The sequence below is a fragment of the Mesorhizobium sp. WSM1386 genome (assembly GCF_055901595.1).
Map to the genome: position 1 here is coordinate 6,388,032 of NZ_CM148373.1, position 20,943 is coordinate 6,408,974.

The 20,943-nt window shown below is 59.4% G+C and carries 11 protein-coding genes and 8 pseudogenes; 5 read left to right on the forward strand and 14 right to left on the reverse strand.

Annotation, left to right across the window (positions count from 1 at the left end; all coding sequences use genetic code 11):
* Positions 1-332 precede the first annotated feature (332 nt).
* Positions 333-537, forward strand: a pseudogene (locus tag AC0NIH_RS31180) (transposase domain-containing protein); the annotation flags it as partial.
* 64 nt (positions 538-601) lie between these two features.
* On the opposite strand, the gene AC0NIH_RS31185 reads toward AC0NIH_RS31180, so the two are convergent.
* The 8 genes and pseudogenes from AC0NIH_RS31185 to AC0NIH_RS31220 all read right to left on the reverse strand — a co-directional run bounded on the left by AC0NIH_RS31185 (position 602) and on the right by AC0NIH_RS31220 (position 7,888).
* A complete protein-coding gene (locus AC0NIH_RS31185; protein ID WP_474025115.1) occupies positions 602-742 on the reverse strand; it encodes a hypothetical protein in 141 nt (46 codons plus the stop codon).
* A 46-nt stretch (positions 743-788) separates the two neighbouring features.
* Positions 789-1,685, reverse strand: coding sequence for a beta-keto acid cleavage family enzyme (locus AC0NIH_RS31190; RefSeq protein ID WP_474025116.1), 897 nt, complete (start codon positions 1,683-1,685; stop codon positions 789-791).
* A complete protein-coding gene (locus AC0NIH_RS31195) occupies positions 1,675-2,037 on the reverse strand; it encodes an SDR family oxidoreductase (RefSeq protein ID WP_474025117.1) in 363 nt (120 codons plus the stop codon). Before AC0NIH_RS31195 ends, AC0NIH_RS31190 begins: the two co-directional genes overlap by 11 nt.
* 128 nt (positions 2,038-2,165) lie before the next feature.
* The gene (locus AC0NIH_RS31200) at positions 2,166-3,542 is read right to left on the reverse strand and encodes an amidohydrolase family protein (protein WP_473469593.1); all 1,377 of its coding nucleotides are present in this window, start codon (positions 3,540-3,542) and stop codon (positions 2,166-2,168) included.
* Between the two features lie 272 nt (positions 3,543-3,814).
* On the reverse strand, positions 3,815-5,182 hold the full coding sequence (locus tag AC0NIH_RS31205) for an aminotransferase family protein (RefSeq protein WP_473469591.1): 1,368 nt from the start codon (positions 5,180-5,182) through the stop codon (positions 3,815-3,817).
* 81 nt (positions 5,183-5,263) lie between these two features.
* Positions 5,264-6,634, reverse strand: coding sequence for an MmgE/PrpD family protein (locus AC0NIH_RS31210; protein WP_473469589.1), 1,371 nt, complete (start codon positions 6,632-6,634; stop codon positions 5,264-5,266).
* 425 nt (positions 6,635-7,059) lie between these two features.
* Positions 7,060-7,705: pseudogene (locus AC0NIH_RS31215) on the reverse strand (IS6 family transposase).
* 6 nt (positions 7,706-7,711) lie between these two features.
* Complete coding sequence (locus tag AC0NIH_RS31220; RefSeq protein WP_473469595.1) at positions 7,712-7,888, reverse strand: hypothetical protein; 177 nt, start codon at positions 7,886-7,888, stop codon at positions 7,712-7,714.
* Between the two features lie 952 nt (positions 7,889-8,840).
* Between AC0NIH_RS31220 and AC0NIH_RS31225 the strand changes: the two are divergent.
* A pseudogene (locus tag AC0NIH_RS31225) lies at positions 8,841-9,010 on the forward strand (integrase core domain-containing protein); the annotation flags it as partial.
* A gap of 876 nt (positions 9,011-9,886) precedes the next feature.
* Here AC0NIH_RS31225 and AC0NIH_RS31230 read toward each other — a convergent pair.
* Positions 9,887-11,154: pseudogene (locus AC0NIH_RS31230) on the reverse strand (IS256 family transposase).
* 446 nt (positions 11,155-11,600) lie between these two features.
* On the opposite strand from AC0NIH_RS31230, the pseudogene AC0NIH_RS31235 reads away from it, so the two are divergent.
* Both AC0NIH_RS31235 and asnB read left to right on the forward strand, forming a co-directional pair.
* Positions 11,601-11,734, forward strand: a pseudogene (locus AC0NIH_RS31235) (acetoacetate decarboxylase); the annotation flags it as partial.
* 194 nt (positions 11,735-11,928) lie between these two features.
* On the forward strand, positions 11,929-13,749 hold the full coding sequence (gene asnB / locus AC0NIH_RS31240) for an asparagine synthase (glutamine-hydrolyzing) (RefSeq protein ID WP_474025279.1): 1,821 nt from the start codon (positions 11,929-11,931) through the stop codon (positions 13,747-13,749).
* A 199-nt stretch (positions 13,750-13,948) separates the two neighbouring features.
* Here asnB and AC0NIH_RS31245 read toward each other — a convergent pair.
* Positions 13,949-14,038 (reverse strand): annotated as a pseudogene (locus AC0NIH_RS31245) (IS6 family transposase); the annotation flags it as partial.
* A 219-nt stretch (positions 14,039-14,257) separates the two neighbouring features.
* Positions 14,258-15,610, reverse strand: a pseudogene (locus AC0NIH_RS31250) (Glu/Leu/Phe/Val family dehydrogenase).
* Positions 15,611-15,995: 385 nt separating this feature from the next.
* Here AC0NIH_RS31250 and AC0NIH_RS31255 point away from each other — a divergent pair.
* A pseudogene (locus tag AC0NIH_RS31255) lies at positions 15,996-17,142 on the forward strand (IS3 family transposase).
* A gap of 134 nt (positions 17,143-17,276) precedes the next feature.
* Here the strand turns inward: AC0NIH_RS31255 and AC0NIH_RS31260 are convergent.
* From AC0NIH_RS31260 to AC0NIH_RS31270, 3 genes are all read right to left on the reverse strand, one after another.
* Entirely contained in the window at positions 17,277-18,161 is an 885-nt protein-coding gene (locus AC0NIH_RS31260; RefSeq protein ID WP_473469340.1) for a TniQ family protein, read from the reverse strand.
* Positions 18,162-18,330: 169 nt separating this feature from the next.
* Positions 18,331-19,041, reverse strand: a complete 711-nt coding sequence (locus tag AC0NIH_RS31265; RefSeq protein WP_473469338.1) for a TniB family NTP-binding protein — start codon at positions 19,039-19,041, stop codon at positions 18,331-18,333.
* A gap of 6 nt (positions 19,042-19,047) precedes the next feature.
* Complete coding sequence (locus AC0NIH_RS31270; RefSeq protein ID WP_473469336.1) at positions 19,048-20,652, reverse strand: transposase; 1,605 nt, start codon at positions 20,650-20,652, stop codon at positions 19,048-19,050.
* Between the last annotated feature and the right edge of the window lie 291 nt (positions 20,653-20,943).

Sequence of the window (20,943 nt, forward strand, 5' to 3'; positions counted from 1 at the left end):
ATCCAGTGGGCGAAATGGGCAATGCAGCACCGATAAACACGTGCGGTGCTGGGCGCATAGCGGGCACGGCCCAGGTGCTCAAGATAGCGCTCCGAGAATGGCCCCAACGGGCTGTTCTCAAGCCACTGACGGGGCGCCGGCTGCAGTTTGATTTAGTTCATGACGATCTCCTCTACGGTTGGCGCGCAGAGGAGATCAGGATTATGTAAACCTACGGTCGCCCGGCCTGCTGGGGGATGCCCGGCATCCGCTCGCATCCCGAACGTCGCGCACACAAACTGCGCATAATCCGGGCCTGAGCATAATTGCGGTTATGAAAAGGTATGCATAACAGAAAATCATGGCTCTTCGCGGGGTCAGAACGCGGCGGACACCGCCCAACCTTCATGTATTCCCTGATCGGCGCGGCTAAACTCAACGGCATCGACCCCCACGCCTGGCTGGCCGATGCCATCGCCAGAATCTCCGACATGCCGGCTCCCGGAATTGCTGCCGTGGGCCCGGACGCCAGCAGCTCCCCAAGTCAAAACTTCCTGACCACGGCCCTGCGCGGTGGCTTACTGTCTCCACCCGCCCGGCCATCCTGACAGGTGCAGATTTGTCACTGCCCAGCGTTATCGCCTGACCCTTTGCATGGCGAAGTTTTGCCGTCTTTGTCCACTACATTCAGCACACCTCTCACGGGATCTGCGGCGACAGTCGGTGCTTTGAACGCCTGCCAAACGCTGGTTGACTCGATCACGAGATCGGTGAATGTGCCCCCGGTGTCACATTTTAATTACAGGCGTTTATCCCTTGAAAGTAGATTGGCTCTTAAGGCCAAGGATTTCGCGCGCCTCGGCAGGAGAGGCAGTTTCGCCACCAAGAATCCGCACGATCGCCACTGCTCGCTCTACAAGAGCCGCGTTGTTGGGAGCCAAATTTCCATGAGAGAGGTAGAGATTGTCTGCGAGACCGACCTGAACATGACCCCCTAACAAAACGGTCTGAGCAACCATAGGAAATTCAGCCTCGGACTTGCCGAATGCGCCCCAATTTGCTTCGTGCGGCAAGTGTCCCCGCATAGCGAGCAAGACTTCCGGAGTCGCCGGTGCACATCCAGCAACTCCTAAGCAGATTTGAAAAAACGGTGGTTTCTTGATCAGCCCCTCATCAAGCATCTTCCGCGCGGCGAAGATGTGGCCAACATCGTAGACTAGGATCGCGCAAGTGGTGCCAACCTGCTGTGCCGCTCTCGCGATAGCCGCCGTATGATCCGGCGTATTGAGTACAGCGACTGTCCCGAAATTCATGGTGCCAACGTTTAGAGTGCAAAGCTCGGGCCGAAGGGCGACGACCTGACGCGCCCGGACTTCGGGCGTCGAAAGGGTAGAACCGGCCGCCGGCCGAAGTGGCTCTTCTTGGTCTGGAATATATACTGAGCCAACGCCGGTAGTGAGGTTGATCACGACATCGGTCGCGGACGCCCTTATACGCTCCACTACCTCCCTATAGGCCTCAAGTGACATGCTCTTCGCGCCCGTCTTCGGGTCCCGGACATGGATATGGCAAATCGCTGCGCCAGCATTAACTGCTGAGATGCACTCGTCGGCGATCTGCTCGGGAGTGATAGGCACGGCCTTCATGTTCTCGTTGTATGCGCCATCACCGGTCACAGAACATGTTACGATGGTCTTATTGCTCATTTTTAGTCTTCCCACTTGTTAGTCTTCCCACTCGACGTTGCCACAGACGCTTATGCATTGCCCGGTGACATGTTTGGCTTCCCTCGAAGACAGAAAGAAAGCCATCTCGCCGATTGCAGTCGGATCGATCTTTGTCCTCATAGAGATATAGGAGAGGCGCCGCTGCAGCGCCTCCTCGTATGTGATACCCTGGCTCTGGCTCCCTTCTGCGTGCGCATGCGTCCGCGCTGTCGATCGACTCTGGCGAGATCGTGTTGCAGCGGATGTTGAACGGACCAAGTTCGCGAGCCAAATTCTTTGTCAACCCTTCGACCGCGAACTTTGACACAACGTATGGAGTTCGCTTCGGCAACCCTGTCCGGGTCGATGTCGTGCGGATGTTGATGATAGATCCGTTCCTTTGTCGTCGGCCCTAATATGTTTGTTGTCCTGGGAAAGGCGGGTGGACACCTGCTCACCCGCGCTGCTCACGTCGCATACTCAGGTGGAGATTCTGTCGGCCAAAAGATCGCGCTGGCGCACGGCTTCGGCAAGGATTTCATCCTGATCCATTGTCGTGAGGCGGCCCTTTTCCATTACGACCTTGCCATCGATGAGAACTGTGTCGACCGGGATCATCGACGAGGACAGCGACAACAGGATGCCCATATCGTCGCGCCAGGAATAGTGGGTTATATCGCGAGCTTCCCGGATGACCACATCGGCGCGCTTGCCCAACGCCAGGCTGCCCAGTTTGTCACCGAGGCCTACGTTTCTCGCAGCATCGATCGTCTGCATGTAAAAGGGATCGGAGTCATTCAGACTGTCTCCAACCAGTCTGGACAGATAGAGGCTCATGAGGCCGGCGATCCCGATCGGATGGATCATGGTCGTGTCGACACCGAGCGAAACACTTGCCCCCTTTCGGTAGAGATGCGGAAACCAGCATTTATGCGGTGGCGTAATCCGATGGGCCATCGCATTGTTGGGGCACCAGGAAAGGCCCGGCTTCATCGCCAGGATGAGCTCAATGTCCTGTTCGTCAAGCAGGTTCATATGCGCGAGCGTCGTGTTGGGCTCAAGGGCTCCGAGCCGGTGCATACGGACCGCGCCGGCATCACCAAACTTCCTTCGCTCTTCCGCATCGCTGTTGGGCTCGAAGGCCTCGTGCTGCCAGAAGATCGCGTTCGATTCGGTGGCCAGTCTTACCGCTTCCCGGATGAGCTCGTCCGTGCTGCTCGACCCTCCTTGTAGACCGACATATCCGCGTACCAACGCATTGTCTTCCTTGTTGCGCACAAGTTCGCGCTTGCACTGGTCGATAACCCGCCTCGCGTCCGCTGGCGCACGCCGCATCAGCGTCTCGTTCAGCCCATACCCATCGGTCATGTCGGACATATCGTCCCATGCCCATGGTGCGGTCACCATTCCCCGCACACCGCACCTGGTCATCGTTTCGGCAAACACATCGGTTTCGAAGACGGTGCCTGACTCGAAGTAAAGGGTGAAGCCGCGTTGTAGCATTGAGCAGGCTGCCGCGGCCGTATAAGCGGCGGTGATGTCGGGGTCAGTCGCTGCCTTCATGCTCGAGTAGTTCACCTTGCTGACAGTGCCCGACAGCGGCGAGAAAGGCGCTCCGTGGTAAGCCATTCCCGTCGAATGGATATGGGTTTCGATTAAGCCCGGGTGGACCAAAGCACCCTGAGCGTCGACCTTTCGCGTTGCATCATACGCCGACAATATTTCTTGCTCGTGACCTACCCCGACCACTACGCCATCGGTAATCGCTATGGCCCCCGGACGATAGTGAGGCTGACTTCTGTCACCGGTAAAAACATCACCGTTGATGATGAGAGTGTCGACGGTCTTCCTGTGCATTCTTTCAACCTTCTAGTGCATTGTTTCAACTTCTGGCGAAGTCATCCCATTTCATGCGGCGGGATACCTGTTAGGGGCAGATCATTCGGGTGGCGCCGTCGTGCTGACGTGCGCGGTCCCCCTGCACGTCTTTTGGCTCGACGCGTCCGTCGCTGGTTCGATGATGCCCTTGGCCGGCATCATGCCGGCTCTGCCTGGCTGTGGCAGAGAGATTGGCTCCTGCACGCCGGCCAACATGGATTGCGTCGAGTAAGGACGGACAGGCGCCTGCCTCATCGGTTCTCGCTCTCAAAAACCTGGAACGTCTCGGTGAGAAGCTCCATGAAGAGGTCGATTTCCGGCTCGGTTATGATGAGCGGAGGAGCTGCCATGAACCATTCCCCGAACTTTCCGCTGGCGGTGCGGCGTGCGTAGAGATGCAGCCCGAGTTCGCGGGCGATCTCCCTAACGCGATAGGACGCCTGCTTGGCTGCGGGGAAAATTGCCTTGGTTGCCTGGTCCTCAACGATCTCCACCGCGTTGAGGAGGCCCATTCCCCGCACGTCGCCAATGGTGATGCTCCGATCCTTCAGTGCGTTGAGCTTTCGGCGCAGCACAACGCCCATCCGCTCCGCATTGCCCATCAGATCGTGGTCGAGCATATCCTTGAGAACTGCGACACCAATTGCCGAGGATAGGGGATTTCCGGCATAGGTGTGGCCGTGCAAGAAACCGCCGGACTCGGCGACCTTATCGACAATCCTGTTGGGGGCGATCATGGCGCCAAGCGGCGTGTAGCCAGCGCTCAGACCCTTGGCGCAGACGACGAGGTCTGGCAGGGCGTTTGGCCAATGATGAGCGGCGAGGAAGGTTCCGGTTCGGCCGGCGCCACACATCACCTCGTCGAAGATCAATAGAACGCCATAACGATTGCAAATCTTCCGGACTTTGGAATAATAATTATCCGGCGCAACCAACGCGCCGGTGGCGACACCGCCGACCGGCTCCATGATGAAGGCGAGCACCGTCTCCTCGCCTTCCGCAAGGATCTGCTGTTCAAGCGCGTCCGCGCAGTAGTCGGCATAGGAACTGACATCAAAGCCTTCAGGGAGGCGATAGCTCAGTGGCGCTGGCACCTTGGGCACTATCTGCATGATCGGGCCGAACATCTCGTCCCGGTCCGGATCGCCGGTAGCAGCAGCGGCGCCAAGCGTCGCGCCGTGATATCCTGGCATACGCGCAAGGATTTTCCGGCGCTTCGGCTGCCCGCTGGCCACGGCGTATTGGCGCGCGACCTTGATGGCGGATTCGACTGCTTCCGAACCACCGGAAACGAGAAAAGTCTGATCGAACCCAGGGCCCGCGAGGTCCGCGATCATCTTAGAGAGGGTATCGGTTGATTCACTGGTACTAAACGGGGCATAGCTGATGCGATTTGCCTGGTCGATCATCGCATCGCGGACGCGCTTGTTCCCATGGCCGAGATTGGTACAGACCGCGCCGGATGAACCATCGAGATAGCGCTTGCCGTTGGTATCCCAGACGAAGATACCCTTTCCATGCGACACGTTGAACGTGACGGTACCTCCGCGCGAGCCGGCATAGAACCGGTCGAATGCCTTCTGAACGGGTTTGGGTCGAACGATACTCTGAGTGGACATTTTGCAACCTCATTCTGATTGGTTTGTAGGTCTGAAGAAGAGGGTGCGGCTTGGTTCGCGACGGTGCACCCCGCGTGGAGATCACGTCATGGCGCAAGCCTTCAGTGCGTCGCGGACGGAGAGGCCCTCCAATTCGAAGAGGGCCGCTTTCAGACGCGAGGCATTGGAATCGCCGATGATGGGGCTAGCCAGCGTAAAGAATTTCGCTTCCACTTCCGCCTGCCCAAAAGGGGGTCCGCCGGGGGCACCGGTTGGAACCTCGGCCTCGGCGGAAAACATTTCGCCATTCTGGAGGGTGACACTGACGCGGGCCGGCAGGAGCCTTTTCGCATAAAACTTCTCATCGGCACCGGCGAGGGTTGAAAGGCTGATCCGTGCCGCGGTTTGTTTAACACCTTCGTTTGTCAGGTCGTCTTCGCGGAGGCCGGTCGCGGAGGACTTGTCGTGCAGTTCGAGAGCGAGCGCATAGGGCATATGAAATGCCGCCTCGATGGTGGATTGCGGCCAGGGGCCATCAAAGTCGTTAACGAACTTGCTCACGGTTTCGACATGAATGCCCCTGATGTCGGCATGGCCGAAACGATGGCTTGTCTGCAGCGCGCGCAGGCAGTCGATCGCGGTATGGATCCAGCGGCAGACGCCATAAGGTTTGAAGCCGGTCTCAAGGGTGAAGTAGCGTTCTCCCCATCGGTCAAGCATGTCCTCAGGTTCAAAGCGGTCGGAACCGGCCATGGCCCAGAAGCTGTCGTCACCGTCGAAGATGGTGCGGTTCCCGTGGAAACCTTCGCATACGAGGTCCACCGCAGTGATGGCTCCCTTGTTCGCCCATCCGTAATTATTCTTCAAAAAGCTCATCGGCCGGGAAGAGAATTTGCGCCCAAAGGGAAGCGGAGCATGCATCGGCGTCAACCCGTAAGCATCGGCGATTTGCGTGGCGCTGAATCGGTGCAACAGGCTTGCTGCCGTGCAGGCGCCAAAAATCTGCCAATTCGCAAGACCGTTTACGTGGCGGCTGCGGTCTTCGGTAGGCCGCATGGCCGCGCCAAGGCGCAGCGACATTTCATAACCACCGACAATCGCGGCGATCAACGCCTTGCCGGAGCTGTTTACCTCTTCGGCAACGGCGAGCGCAGCCGGTATAATGGAGGCGCCGGGATGCCCGAAAAGGACGTAGGAATCATCCAGGCTAAGCATGCTGGCGCTATGGGCGTTGGCATGAGCGGCATTAGCAGGATGGAAGCGTAGTGACGTGCCGAAAACGGTGCTGGGACCACCGGAATCGATACGCGCGAGATAGGGCGTCATTTGCTTCGCCCCGCGGCTAGTGCTTCCCGCGATCATGCAGCCGACATGGTCGAGGACAAGAAGCTTCGCCTTATCGATTACTGGTGCCGGCAGTTCGTCGCATGTAAGGCTGGCCACCGTGTTGGCAACGTCTTGTGTCAGCGACATAGCTTCGAACCGCAGTGAGGAAACTGCTCTATCACCGCGGCCGCAGACACTGCTAGCGAGACTGTCGCGAGTCCACAAAGGCAGATCATGAGTTTAATCTTCATTTCATCCTCTTCTTTGGATACCCCACTCTAAGCGATGTCATTTTCCCGGTCATTTGCGGAAAGTTATGATCGTGCGTATTTGGTTATTCGATGCGATAAAGAGAGCGTGCTCCCGGGCGCGCGCCTGCGTCACTTCGATCGTACAAGGGGTGGGCACCGCTTCGAGCATCCGTGAGTAGCCGGACGGCTTCAATGCCAAGCCGCGGTCCGCAAGAGCCGGCCCGGACGGGATGGTGCGCGAGGGCGAAATTTCAGCCGACCGACGACGGTTCCGTTGCAAAGCTTTGTCTGGTCGGAGAATTTGCCAGAGTGGTGGCAACCTCATGCGGCAGCGAGGCTTTCGAACTGCTCGGCGAGAGACGGGTTCGGATTGAAGGCGTACCGCGGCGGCGTGCGTCGATTTGAAACCGAGCATCGGCCGCACGCGGCGCTTGATGCGCCGATTCTGCTCGATGCGGTTATTGGGGTACTGGCTTTGGCGGATGCGGATCGGCTTCGACCGGCGCCGGGAGCAATCCTGCAATCGACTTGTGGCATCGCAGGAAACGATGGCTTCCCGGTTGGTCTGACTGCCGTCGATGACGATGCGATCGGGACGGCCATGGCGTGCCAACGCTTTTGTGAAGAAACGCTTGGCGGCTGGCAAATCCCGGTATTCACTGAACCAGAACTCGACGGTGTCGCCGACGCTGTCGATGGCGCGATAGAGGTACATCCATCGCCCGCGCACCTTGATGTAGGTCTCGTCCGCATGCCATTTGCCGGTGACCGCGCGCTTGCGCCGGTTGAAGCGTTCCATCAGCAGCGGCGCGAAATGAACGACCGAGCGATGGATCGTTGAATGATCGACACTAATGCCAGGCTCAGCCATCATTTCTCGAAGACCGCGCAGGCTCATTCCGCAGTCCCGATACCAGCGAATGCTAAGCAAAGGCGCAGATTGGTCGAAATGACGGCCTTTGAACATCTCAACTCAGCCCAATGCCATGCGCCTGTTGCCAATAACTTTGCACCACATCCGCAGGCGACGCTCGGCTGCGGCCAGAAGCATGACGCCGCCATCCCGGGCAATGCGGCCACCGTAAGACGCAGCTGTGATCTTCTGGCGTCCGAGGGCTGCAAAAGACAGCTGCAGCAACGTCTCGGTCATGGCGAGTGTGGCTCGCGAGATGCGGTGGAAGGGTTGGCCTAAGCAACCGAATCTTACGCCACTTAAGCTGCATCCGCCAACTCAAAGGCCCGTCCTTGAGCACTCTTGTTGCCATTGGTTTTGACCTCCGTTGTGTGCTGTGCGAGTTTGAGCGTTACTAGGCTCCAGATTTTTTCCGTGCCAAACCTCAGACTGCGCGGTGAACATACCATTGTCAGTGATCTGCGGTTGCAAAGATCCGGTGAACTTATTTGAAGGTTTGTTGCAAGCTTTTGGTTGCCGGCGAGCGCTGGACGGAGGCCATTGACCAATGTCCTAGGGTGTGATCTTCAGGGGAGGAGGCCAGCTGAGACACCGGTGGCGTGCGCCTTCGTCGATCAGAAGGAAAGCCTCGCAGCTGGCCGACAAGAGGTGCGCAGTGGCCGCTGGTCAGCAGGCTAGGCGGTCCGCACATTCAACTTCATTGATTTATTGCGGTTTGAAACCATGTCTCTGACACAAGACGTTGCCAGCCCGGTCGCCAGTCCATGACGAACCGGCACACGTCCGCGACGAGGCAAAGCTTCTCGTCCTTGACCATATTTGCTGCATGATCGCGGGAAGCACTTCGCGCGGGGCCAAGCAGATACGCCCTGTCCCGGGCTATTCCGGCGGGCCGGCGGGCCAGCACCGTGTGCGGGACGTCGCTGCGCTTCCACCCTGCCAATGCCGCTCATGCCAACGCGCATTAGCGCCAGCATATTGAGCCTCGATTCCTACATCCTCTTCGGCCATCCCGGTGCGTCGATTATTCCGGCCGCCGTTGCCGTGCCGAAGACGTAGGCAGCTCCGGCAAGGAACCGATTGTAGCGATTGTCGGCGGCTACGAAATGTCCCCGCGCTTAGAGACTGCCATGCGTCCTAGCGAGAATCACGACCGCCAAGTCAAGGGCTACGCCACCTGGCAGATTCCTTCGTTAAGGCCTGCCGCGATCTCGGCCTCAAGCATGTAAGGATAAGGCCCTACACGCCCAAGACCACTGGCAATGCCGAGCGCTTCATCCAGACTGCGCTGCGCGATGGGCCTACGCCATTGCCTCTTCGACATCAGACCACCGCGCAGCCGCACTGCCTGTCTGGCTTCTCTATTCGGCGTGTTGAGGTCAAGGCGCTATCGAGCTCTTCCGCGGGGCCTTGCTTCTCTCCGGGATGGCGTTTCGCCCTCCCAGTGGCAAATCTTCACATCGTCCTGGTCGAGTGTGACCGGCACTAGCGCGACAACGAACTCGCCTCATTCATTGTCCTGCGAAGGACGTCCCTCCGCCAGCGAGCGGAACTCTCTGTCTCTCTCCTTCCCAGCCTTCTGGATCAGATGGCTGACGTAATGGTTCCCGCGTCCAGTGGAACTCGGGGCTCCAGACAACTTGACCAAGACGGATACTCTAGCAACCAGGATAGCGAGAACCAAAGGAGACAACAAGATTCCGCCGCCGGTGGAAACATGTCCTACGCAGGACAATGAATGAGGTGAGTTCGCGTTGTTGTCTGTTGCGGTCGCATATTGCGATCAGGCCGCCGATTAGATTGTTCCGCCCCATTTTTCTGCTCCCGTAGTGGGAGGGCCACAAGGCCGAGCCCGGAAAGAGCGGGATACTGCGAAGACATCAATCACCATCGGTGCGGATAGCAGAAGGCCCTTGACCCCGACCACGCCGAATAGAGAACCAACATCATGCGGCGGCCAAGCGCTGACGTGAAGAGAAGCGAGTAACCCGCGGGAACGGCCCAGAAAAAAGTGCAGGGGTAGCTTGACCTAAACGACCCCAATCAGAGAGGACTCTCAGCTCTTCGACTGAAAAATAGTGGGGCTCTCGCTCTTTCGCAAACATTAGCCTACAGCGCTGTCTCTTGTTGACGCCAGCGCGCATTTCGCCCGCGCTCCTCTGCTGATTGAGCTTCTACAGGTGACCGTTTGGAGCATAGCGCCGAGCTATGCTGGAATTTGGGTGACGAGGCCGATCAAGCGGCGCTCTGCGGCTTCGTTTCGATGACCTCGATTCCGTCCAGGAACCTGGCACCTGCGAGCAGTTTCGGCAACTGATTTTGTCCCTTCAATCGACGCCAGGATTTGGCGGCGGCCATGACCAGCTTGAAGACCATCAGCCTGGCGGTCTTCGACGACAGGGAGCCCTTCGTGCGCACCGTTCGGTGGCGAACGGTCGCAAAGACGCTCTCGATCGGATTCGACGTTCGCAGATGATCCCAATGTTCGGCGGGGAAGTCGTAGAACGCCAGCAACGTCTCGCGATCCTTCGTCAGGCAGTCGACCGCCTTGTCGTACTTCACGCCATATTTCTCGGTGGACACATCGATCGCCATTTCGGCTGCTGACCGTGTCGGCGCGCCGTAAATCTCGCGCAAATCCGTCTTCATGTTGACCTGCACCGAGAGCGGCACCTTATTCAGGACGTTGGCTGTTTTGTGCACCCAGCAGCGTTGGTGCCTGGTGCCGGAAACGACCTCGTCGAGCGCCCTCCAGAAGCCGAGCGCGCCATCGCCGACGGCAATATCGGGCGCGATTTGCAGGCCACGCCGCTTCACGTCGACCAGCAACTCGCGCCAGCTCTGCGCGCTCTCGCGAACGCCGGTCTGGAAACCGAGCAGCTCTTTCTAGCCCTCGGGCGTGGCGCCGATCAGCACCAGCATGCATTCGGCATGGTCTTCCATCCGCGCCTGCAGATAGACCCCGTCCGCCCACACATAGACATAGCGGCGTGCCGAAAGATCCCGCTTTTGCCAACGATCGTATTCGGTGGTCCACTGTGCTGTCAGCCGCGTGATCACCGAGGGTGAGAGGTTCGGCGCCTCCTTGCCGAGCAGGGCTGCCAGGGCGTCCTGAAAGTCGCCCGTCGAAACCCCGCGCAGGTAAAGAACGGGAAGCAGCGCGTCCAGACTTCGCGTCCGCCGCGCCCATTTGGGCAGGATCGATGAGGAAAACCGGACCCGGTCCGCTTCACCGTTCGCGCCGCGGTCCCGGACCTTCACCCGGCTGACGGGCACCGGCCCGATCCCTGTCTGGATCATCCGCTCCGGGCCGCGACCATGCCGGACCAGACGCTCACGTCCGTCCGGCAGCGTCAGATCCTTCATCTCGGCAAGAAACGCTTCGGCTTCAATCTCGATCGCCTGCGCAAGCAATTTGCGCGCGCCGCTGCGAAGCACATCCGTCAGGGGACATCGATTTCGTCGGGCTGACGAAGGCGAACAATGTTGATAGTCTCGTTCATGGCGTATCGCTCTCCCTGAGAGGTTTCTGGCAGGCTTCATCACCCGCCTCGATACGCCGCTCTCCTCAAACCGTCATCACCCAGTTTCAGCCATAGCTCCATAGCGCCCGGTCGGAACCTTTGCCTGAGCGGCGGCGACCTTCGAGGCGCAATCTCTTCCGCGTGAGATATCCTCCCACCCCGCAAGCGTTTCACGTTCGGCGGTGTCCGATGTCCGACAAATGTCGGATACACAAGGTAGCTGAGCCAGATGTATCCCCTTGCATCGAAACTGTTTCTCGTTTGGCATTGTACATGCGTGCTTATCCGCAAACCACGTCATGGACTGAGGAGAAATCGTCTTATGATCACCTCCCGAAATATGCCGCCGCCCGGGTTTCCCGGCCCCATCCAAAGATGACGTTCGACAAAGCCTGGCAACATGCAGACGGCTCATCTGGGCTCGGGCAGCCCTGCACCTCTGGTTGCATACTTGCCCCCCGCCGAACTGCCGGTGCTGGAAGTGGTGTCGGCCGTACAAATCGTCGCAGATCGCACGCTCGGGCTCGGGAAGGTCGTCCGCGACTACCTCGCGGAAGCTGAGCCTGAGGCGATCGAAACTTTTGGGCGCCTCGACATCCTGGTCAGCAACGCCGGCCTCCAGATCCTGGCGCCGCTTGCGGGTGAGGCGGCCATAAAGAAGATCGCGTGTTCGCGTGTTCGCGTGGTGCGGGGTCCCGGATGCCCGAAGTTACGTGACAGTTACCCAAGGCAAGGAGCCAAAATATGTGCGGCATGTGTGGATGGATTGATTTCGATCGTGACCTAGGAAGTCCCAACGCGCGAAGGGAGCTTGCCGATATGACGGCCACCATGGCCTCTCGTGGTCCAGACGACGAGGGGACTTGGATCGACGGGCCTGCGGCACTGGGACACCGCCGCCTCGCGATTATCGACATCCAGGGCGGTCGCCAGCCCATGACGCTTGATGAGAACGGCCAACCCGCCTTGGTGCTCGTCTACACGGGCGAGACTTACAACTACCGCGAGCTGCGTCAACGGCTTGCCGCCCTGGGCCATCGGTTCGACACGAGCAGTGACACCGAGGTGGTGCTGCACGCCCACCGCGAGTGGGGCCACCGCGACCCCCGCAGCGCGGTGAGCGAACTCAACGGGATGTTTGCCTACGCACTCTGGGACACCGCCAAGCGCGAACTGCTTCTCATACGCGACCGGCTCGGCATCAAGCCGCTTTACTACTACCCCACCGAGCACGGAGTGTTATTCGGCTCGGAGCCAAAGGCGATCCTCGCCAATGGTCTCGCGGAACGGGTAGTGGACGCCGACGGGCTTCGGCGCACCCTATCTTTCGTCGCCGAACCGGATAACACCGTGTTCCGCGGTATGCGTGAAGTACGGCCCGGCCACATCGTCCGCGTGACCAGCGACGGCATCCAGCAGATGAGCTATTGGCAGCTCACCGACAGCGGGCACACCGACGACGTGGCTACCACAGTTCGGCGCGTGCGCGAGTTGCTTGAGGACACGGTCCAGCGGCAGCTCGTTGCCGACGTTCCGCTAGGCATGCTCTTGTCGGGCGGGCTTGACTCCTCCGCCCTGACCGCATTGGCCGCGCGCTCCAGCGACGAACGGATCCGATCGTTCGCCCTTGACTTCGTCGGCTACACCGAAAACTTCACCCCCGGCCCGATGTGCGGTACACCCGACGCGCCGTACGTGCAGGAGGTTGCGAAGTTCCTTACTACGGACCATATGGACATCATCTTGTCCGCGGATGAGCTCATGGATCCGAACGTGCGCGCCGGCACCCTGCACGCCCGTGACCTGCCGTTCACGTGGGGCAACGAAGATAGCTCGCTCTATCTGCTGTTCCGGGCGATCCGGCAGTACTCGACAGTGGCCCTGTCCGGGGAGTCAGCCGACGAGCTTTTCGGTGGCTACTCGTGGTTCCACGATCCCGCGCACATTCAAGCCGACACGTTTCCGTGGTCCTGCCACGTGGATATCGCCCTGCAGTCCCTGGCCCCCGGACTCGTTGAGGAGCTCGACCTCCCCGGATACCTCAACGAGCAGTACCGCAGGGCACTCGCAGAAGTACCCGCCCTGAGCGGGCCGGCCTCAGCGGATCCGCACGAGCATCGCATGCGTGAGATCTGCTACCTCGTTCTCACGCGTTACCTGCCGACTCTTCTCGACCGCAAGGATCGGCTGAGCATGGCTTTGGGTCTCGAGGTACGGGTCCCTTACTGCGACCACAACCTCGTTGAGTACGTGTTCGGCACCCCCTGGGCCCACAAGACTTTCGATGGACGCGAGAAGAGCCTGCTGCGGGCCGCCACCGCCGACCTGCTGCCGCAGTCGGTGGTGCAGCGAGTTAAGAGCGTGTACCCGCCTATTCAGGATCCGACCTATGACAGAATGCTGCGCACCCGGTTCACGGCGTTGCTGGATGACCGTAATGCCGCAGTGGCACCACTGCTGTCCGTCGAACGCGCCCGCACCTTGCTCAACGCGACCGACAACATTAGGTGGGTGGAGGGCATTCTGACCCTTCAGGATTTCCTGACCGATTACGACGTGAGCCTCGCGGTCTGAGTCTCTGAGACGATAGAACACGCAAAAAGATAGCCAAGGAGGTCCAGCGTCGGAACGCGTTGGGCCCATCGCCAGGGGCGGCGTAGGGATAATTTCCGAGTGCGACATGCTAATAAAAAAGACTTCGCCTCCTTGGTTTCCTCGGACGGAATGCCATAACACGGGTATGCGTACTCCTCGAGCAGCACCACGTCATACGAACCACGATCCCGCGCTCCAGCAGCATTTTCTCGACCAGACCCAGGCTCAAGGGGAACCTGTAGTAGAGCCAGACTGCATGCGCGATGATCTGCGGCGGGAAACGATGGCGCTTGTAGCTGACGGTTGCGGTTCATGACATCGGTCTATGCCGCAAATCCCTGAACCCGAGTTAAGTTGATAACGCCGTCCTCTGCACTTCCAGTCAGCCGTTGCAACAAAACCAGAAAAGGTATTTCAACATTGGTCGCGCTCCGACCAAGGGGCGTACGTCCCCTGAGGCGAAAAACATCGCGATGGCCCGGTTATACTAGATCCCGATTGCTTCATAGGCATCGGCGATCTGTCGGATTGACTCGACATAGGCGGCGGTTCGGTAATTGCCGAGTTCCGGTTGCTGTTCCATGAGGTCGGCGATGCGGCCCCAGGTGCTCCGAATGACGTCCTCCAGTCCGGAACGAACCAGATCGATTTCAGCGCCGCCTTCGAGGAACTCTTCGGGATGTCGGCGGGGAACTCCTTGCCGGTCATGCGTTCGAGGGCCGCGGCGATCGTCTGGTTTCGCCGCTCGCGCCGGCGCCGTTCCATTAGGCCGAAGGGAATGTGCGTCAGGTTCTTCACCCACTCGAAGTAGCTGACGACCACGCCGCTGGCATTGACGTAAAGATCGGAAAGGATGGTGACCCCACGGGCGCGGAGAACCTTATCTGCCTCGAAGGTCACCGGGCCGTTGGCAGCTTCGACGACGAGGTTCGCCTTGATGCTATCTGCATTCCCCGCATGGATGGTTTTCCATCGCCGCTGGAATAAGAACGTCGCACGGCTGCTCGATGCCCGTCATATCACCAGGAAACGACGTGACGCCTTCAAGGCCGAGGATGCTGCCCGTTCTAATCTGATGCTGCTTCAGTGCCTCGATCGCTAGACCATCGGCATTGGCGACATAGCCGTCCCGTTCAGCAACGATGGTCACCCGTGCGCCGTCTTCTTGTGCGACGAACTTCGCCGCATGGTAACCGACATTGCCAAACCCCTGGACGATGACGGCGGCGCCCTTCAGATCGCGCTTGCCATTCAACCCGGCGGTTCGCGGATCGCGGAGATACCCCTGGATGGCGAACTGAACGCCCCTGCCGGTTGCTTCGGTCCGGCCGGCAATGCCGCCCTTCGACAGCGGCTTGCCGGTAACGCAGGCGCGTGCATTGATCACATCGGTTGGATTCGCGCGGCGGAACTCGTCCATCATCCAGGCCATTTCCCGCTCGCCCGTGCCGATGTCGGGCGCCGGTACGTTGACGCCAGGACCGATCAGGCCGCGTTTGTTGAGTTCCTGGGTGAAGCGGCGGGTGATGCGCTCGAGCTCCTGCGGCGCCCACTCGCACGGATCGATCCTCAATGCACCCTTCGAGCCGCCGAAGGGAACATCGACCAGCGAGCATTTGAGCGTCATCAGCGCTGCCAGCGCCTCGACTTCTTCGGCATCGGCATTCGACGTATAGCGAATGCCGCCCTTCACTGGCTCGCAGTGTTCGCTGTGGACCGATCGCCAGCCGATGAAGCTGTACATACGGCCGCGCAACCTGACGCCGAACCGTACCGTGTAGGTCGAGTTGCACTGCATGATCCGCTCCGACAGTCCTTCCGGCAGGTCAAGGAAGGTCATCGCATGCCGGAAGTTCTGGTCAACGCTATCCAAAAAGCCTGCGGAGCTCGCCTGTCCGAGGTGTACATCGCGTTGTGCTACTGCATTCACTGGAGGTTCTCCTCGTTCGAGTAGTTCAGGCGCCGTGCTATTTCAGCTCAGCAGAACCCGATGGTCCGCATTGCGCACAAGCAGGGCATAGATCAGCGTGAACAGCCGGCGCGCGGTGTGGTTGTCGATGTTCACCTTTGCAGACAACCAGATGGGGTGATTGGGGTTTTTTGCCGAGCCCGGATAAGGGCGGCTGCTCCTGTCGAGATGTGAGAACGTGGTCGATGTTGATTCTGGCCTGCTGCCGGTTTCGTGGACACCGAGATAAGGTGTTTGACGGAACTGGAGAGTGGGAATGCAAAGAAGGAAGTTTAGCCGCGAGTTCAAGCTTGAGGCGGTGAGATTGATCAAGGATCGGGGCGTTGCGGTGGCCCAGGCTGCCCGCGACCTCGATCTCCACGAGAATGTGCTGCGCAAATGGGTGCGCGAGCTGTCGACCGATCCGCAGCATGCATTTCCCGGTCATGGGCAGATGAAGCCAGAGCAGCAGGAGATCGACCGGCTGCGCAAGGAAGTGGCGAAGCTGAAGGCGGAGCGCGACATCCTAAAAAAGGCCGCAGCCTACTTCGCGAGGGAAGTGACATGAGGTTCGCTTTCATCGCGAGGCACCGGAACGTCTGGCCGGTGGCATGGCTGTGCAGTGCGCTGGATGTGTCCCGCTCAGGCTTCCATGCCTGGCTCAACCGCAGCCCCAGCGCTCGCTCCCGGCTTGACGAGATCCTCGTGTCCAGGATCGACCGCAGCTTCAAGAGCAGCGACCGCACCTATGGTTCTCGTCGCGTAGGCATGACGTGCTGGCCGAGGGTCTTTCCTGCGGCCTGCATCGTGTCGAGCGGCTGATGCGGGAGAACGGGCTGCGTGCCCGGCCGCGGCGTCGTGGGCTGCCGAAGGACACCGGCGAGCGAGCGGCAGTGTCGGACAACATCCTCGACCGCGCCTTCGAGTCCTCGGCACCGAACCAGAAATGGATCGCCGACTTCACCTACATCTGGACCGCGGAAGGTTGGCTTTACGTTGCCGCCGTGATCGACCTGTTCTCCCGGCGGGTCGTCGGCTGGGCGATGAAGGCCGAGATGACGGCCCAGCTCGTCACCGACGCCCTCATCATGGCGATCTGGCGCCGAGGCAAGCCCGACAGCCTGCTGCATCATTCCGACCAGGGATCGCAATACACGAGCGAGCAGTTCCAGCGCCTGATGACCGACCACGGCATTACATGTTCGATGAGTCGGTCGGGCAATGTCTGGGACAATGCAGCAATGGAGAGCTTCTTCTCGTCGCTCAAGACCGAGCGCACGGCCCGCAAGGTCTACAGGACGAGGGGTGACGCCAGGGCAGATGTGTTCGATTACATCGAGCGCTTCTACAACCCCCGGCGACGGCACTCGACACTGGGCTATCTGAGCCCCGTGGAGTTTGAGGAACAAGCTATGTTAGCTTAACTTCGTGTCCGAAAAACCGGCAGCAGGCCATTCGCCACAAGCATCGGGAAGGTGTCGCACTGCACTTAAACGTGAGATTGCGCCCACCTCGCTCAACCGCTGCACCTAATCATGAGATTCAATGCCCCTGAGTCTCAATTCACCTGCAGCGGCTGAGAGTTTCTCGAAACCGATATGCCGGCGCCGATTGCATCGAACCGCGCATAGTAGGCTCCCAGCGTTTGGCGCTTGAGCTCGGAGACTAACGCCGGACCTGCCTGATAGACGATTGAGATACCAGCGAGCAGGCCCAGGCGGAGTCCGATAGGCAAGATTGGTCTTGCAATCGTAGGTCTTGGGTGTCCCTGTTCTGCTACAAGCTCATCGAAACCCGGAACGACGGCGCCAAGGACGGTGCACTGGCCTATCGATGCCTGATGATGGAAGGGCTTCGGGCATCGTCTGACGAGCAGTAACCGGACGACATCGATTGGCGACACCCAACCGAGAGTTGCTGCTCCCCTCAGCGACTGATCGATGAGCCGCTCCCCATGGACAGCATCTACCCAAAGATCCTCGAACGGCGATGACGTGCTTACGAGGGCAGAGGCACCCTCCCTCGTCTCTTGCTGCCGTTGTCTGCAAACGGGACAGGTTATCCGCCAACCCTCGATCCAGCTTCGCTGTACCGCAGTTGCGGCTCCTCGCGATCTGTTTTGCCCAGAGCAGGGCATGCAGCATTGAATGGCACGTGGCGCGATGAGCCGCGCTGCCGATTTCGGGAAACCAGACGTGGTCATTGCCAGGATTGTCGAAGATTGGGCTCGAAACAACCTCGCAATGTGAACGGCGGCGGTTGGCCCCAGGTTTGCATCGGTTTGCCGCAAAGATGTTACTTCCGGAATGGCATGGCGAAGCATCGTGAGCGGTGAGACGCCATAGAAATCGGCATGGCGCGTGATCCACGACGACAGGAGCTCATCTGGGACGGGCTCGAGAATGACTGGAAGCGGCCTTGTGCCGCTGAGCTCTCGGATCATGCGTAGGCTGTTTCGGCGCTAACTGGCGGGCACCAATTTTCCACCGCTTCATCCGTGATATGCTCTAAGCCATTCTCGATCGACTCGGCTGCTAGCCTCGTGATCGCGTGAAAGATATTGGCAGTGATGCCGCCGCTGATCTGCAGTATTCGGCGTTGAGATTTCGGCGTCAGCACCGGTTTATGCCGCCTCGGCGACCATTCAGTAAAATGGACGAGACTAGCGCTTCGAACTGTTCGTTGGCCGCCCACCTATTCAAGGTCATCTCGCCAAACCGCCGGGCAAGCTGTACGTCGCCACTTATGGTTTCGGGCGCTTCGATTACGCCGAAGCAAACGAGGGAGATCTGAAGCCGATTGCTGAGGAATCGCAGCGTGTTCAGCACGACCCGCTGTTCGCGGTACGAGCCGGCGAGAATGTTATGTACTTCATCGATCACCAGAACCTGGACGCCGACCGTTTTCAGAAGCCGCAACGCCGCTTGCTCCATCTGCACGATGTCCGCGCGGGGTGCCTGTGGCGCGCCAAGTGCAGCCAGGATCTCGGCATATAAACGACGCTCACCTGGCTTCCCCGTCATCTCGATTGCCAGAACCGGCATAGCCTGAACACCGGTCGTCGGATCAAAACGGGAGGGGTTATTGTCGCAGAATTTTTCCATGATCATCGTCTTGCCCATGCCACTGTCGCCGTAGATGGCGACTGAGGGCATGCGCGTGCCGCGCGGATGGCCGACCAGCAGGTTGAGACGATCGAGTGCCTGCTTGGCGCGCGGATAAAAAATCCATCGGCGAGCCTGAATCGCGCGAACTCGGACAATATCGGCTTCGCCGAGGAGGTCTTTGGCCGCCTGCGTCAGATGGACGTTATCCGTGCTCAAAGGGGCTCAATCCAGATCTTCGACGGAGGGAACAGGTTTGCTTGAATCGACGCCCCGAAGCGAGCCCACTTCATCGTCGTCCACATTCGTTTTCGCTAGCCGCTGGCGGCCTTGTGTCTTGTGTTTCGCCTCCTCGATCAGTTCGCGCTGCGAAAGCGCAGTGCGAATGAGGACGTGCATGTCAATTTCGCGTTTGCCCTGAGCGTTGAGTTTGCGCCGGGCAGCCTGCGCCTCCCACAGCGTAATGGGCGCGAGTGTCACATCGGCATAGCGAGCCTCAACAAAGCTGCCTGAGGGACGCCTGACAAAGACGCGCGACAAATCGCGGGGGTCGTATTTCACAACCAGGCGGGCCTTGGTTCGTCCGATGTCCGCGGCCAGAGCGGGCGACCAGTAGCGGATGTTGAAAAGATGGATGCCGGTCGGGCGCAACGTTCTCTCTGCCTCCGGCAGGAAGGAGATCCAGAACTGCATACGATCGTTCGGCAGGCGCAACACCAACTCACTCTCCTGCTGTCGCCATACCGCAATTGGTGGCCGACGGAGTGCGCCGTGGATAGCATGATGGTATTGCCCAACGATCTCGAGTGTGATGTAGCGCCCAAGCTCTCGAAGCATCAGTGTCGCATGGCGTTTGGCGTCATACTCGCGCCGTTCCTCGATGTTGCTTGAGGTCGATCCTGGCAGCAGATGAACCGCGCCCATCTGCGTGCCGATCAACCGTTCGATGTGGCCGCCAAAATGGGGCGTTCCCGGCGGACGCCACTCGATCCTTATGCCGTTGTCCCGGCAAGCACGTTCGAACGCATGACTTCGAAAATCCGCGCCATTGTCGACATGTATGGTTCCCGGCAATCCGGCCACGGGCCACGCTTCATGGATACCCCTCTCCCGCAACCATGGGGTCTTGTCGAATACTGAGTGCGGTATGCAGAGGCTTGTCGATAATCGCGACGGCACCTCCATGGTCAGATAGAAGCCGGTTACCATCCGAGAAAAGATGTCCAACGCCAGTGTCAGCCAGGGCCGTCCGAGCGGCAGTCGCGTGTCTTCGTCGACAACGAATACGTCAACTTTGGTATGATCGATTTGCACGAGTTCAAGCGGCCGCGACGCCGAAAGGGCACCTGGCGTAGCCGTTGTAGCTTTGACGACCTCGCTCTCGCCGCGCTTACGCCCCCTCACCTGTAGATCGATCTCTTCAACCCGCGATTTGATGGTGCGCCAGTTTGGTGGAGCAAGGCCGGCCGCTGCGCAGTCGATTTGGACCTGGCGAACCAACTGCGCGAAGGACGGGCGTGTCGGCTTGAGATAGAAGCTTTCAATCGTTCGACGCACGAGGGCTTCTCGATCTTTGTCGAGGGCGCGATATCCCTGGCGCCGACCGCGCTTTCGGTCCATCAGCGAACTTACAGTGCCGCCTGCGCGAAACAGCTTGATCATCCTGTAGAGAGTGGCCCGGCTGAGATTCAATTCCCACGCCAGATCCGCCACAACCTGACCGCTCAGACTTTTTGGATAGCGCTCCACGAGCTTGCGGATTGCCTCTTCGCGCCGGCACGCCTCGTTCCAGCGCGCTCGCTCCCCGTAATCATTGCTGTCGTCGCCCATGCTGCCTGCGAACAATTCAAGCTAACGTTAGACCATCAGAATCTCACATTAACTGCAGCGAGCCAAGCGCGAATCTCAAATTAAATGCAAATTCTCAATTTAAGTACAAGGCTAAGGGCTTGATATCATTAGGCGAGAAGTCTCACCTTTAAATACAGCGCGACAGTCGGCCTGTCCGTCTCTGAGATGATTGGTCAGGTGCTCCATACCGTCCTAGAATGGCTGAACACCGTCACATTGCCCTTCTGAGCACGCCAGTTCAGGACAGTTCGGGCTACGCTTGGTTCGCGC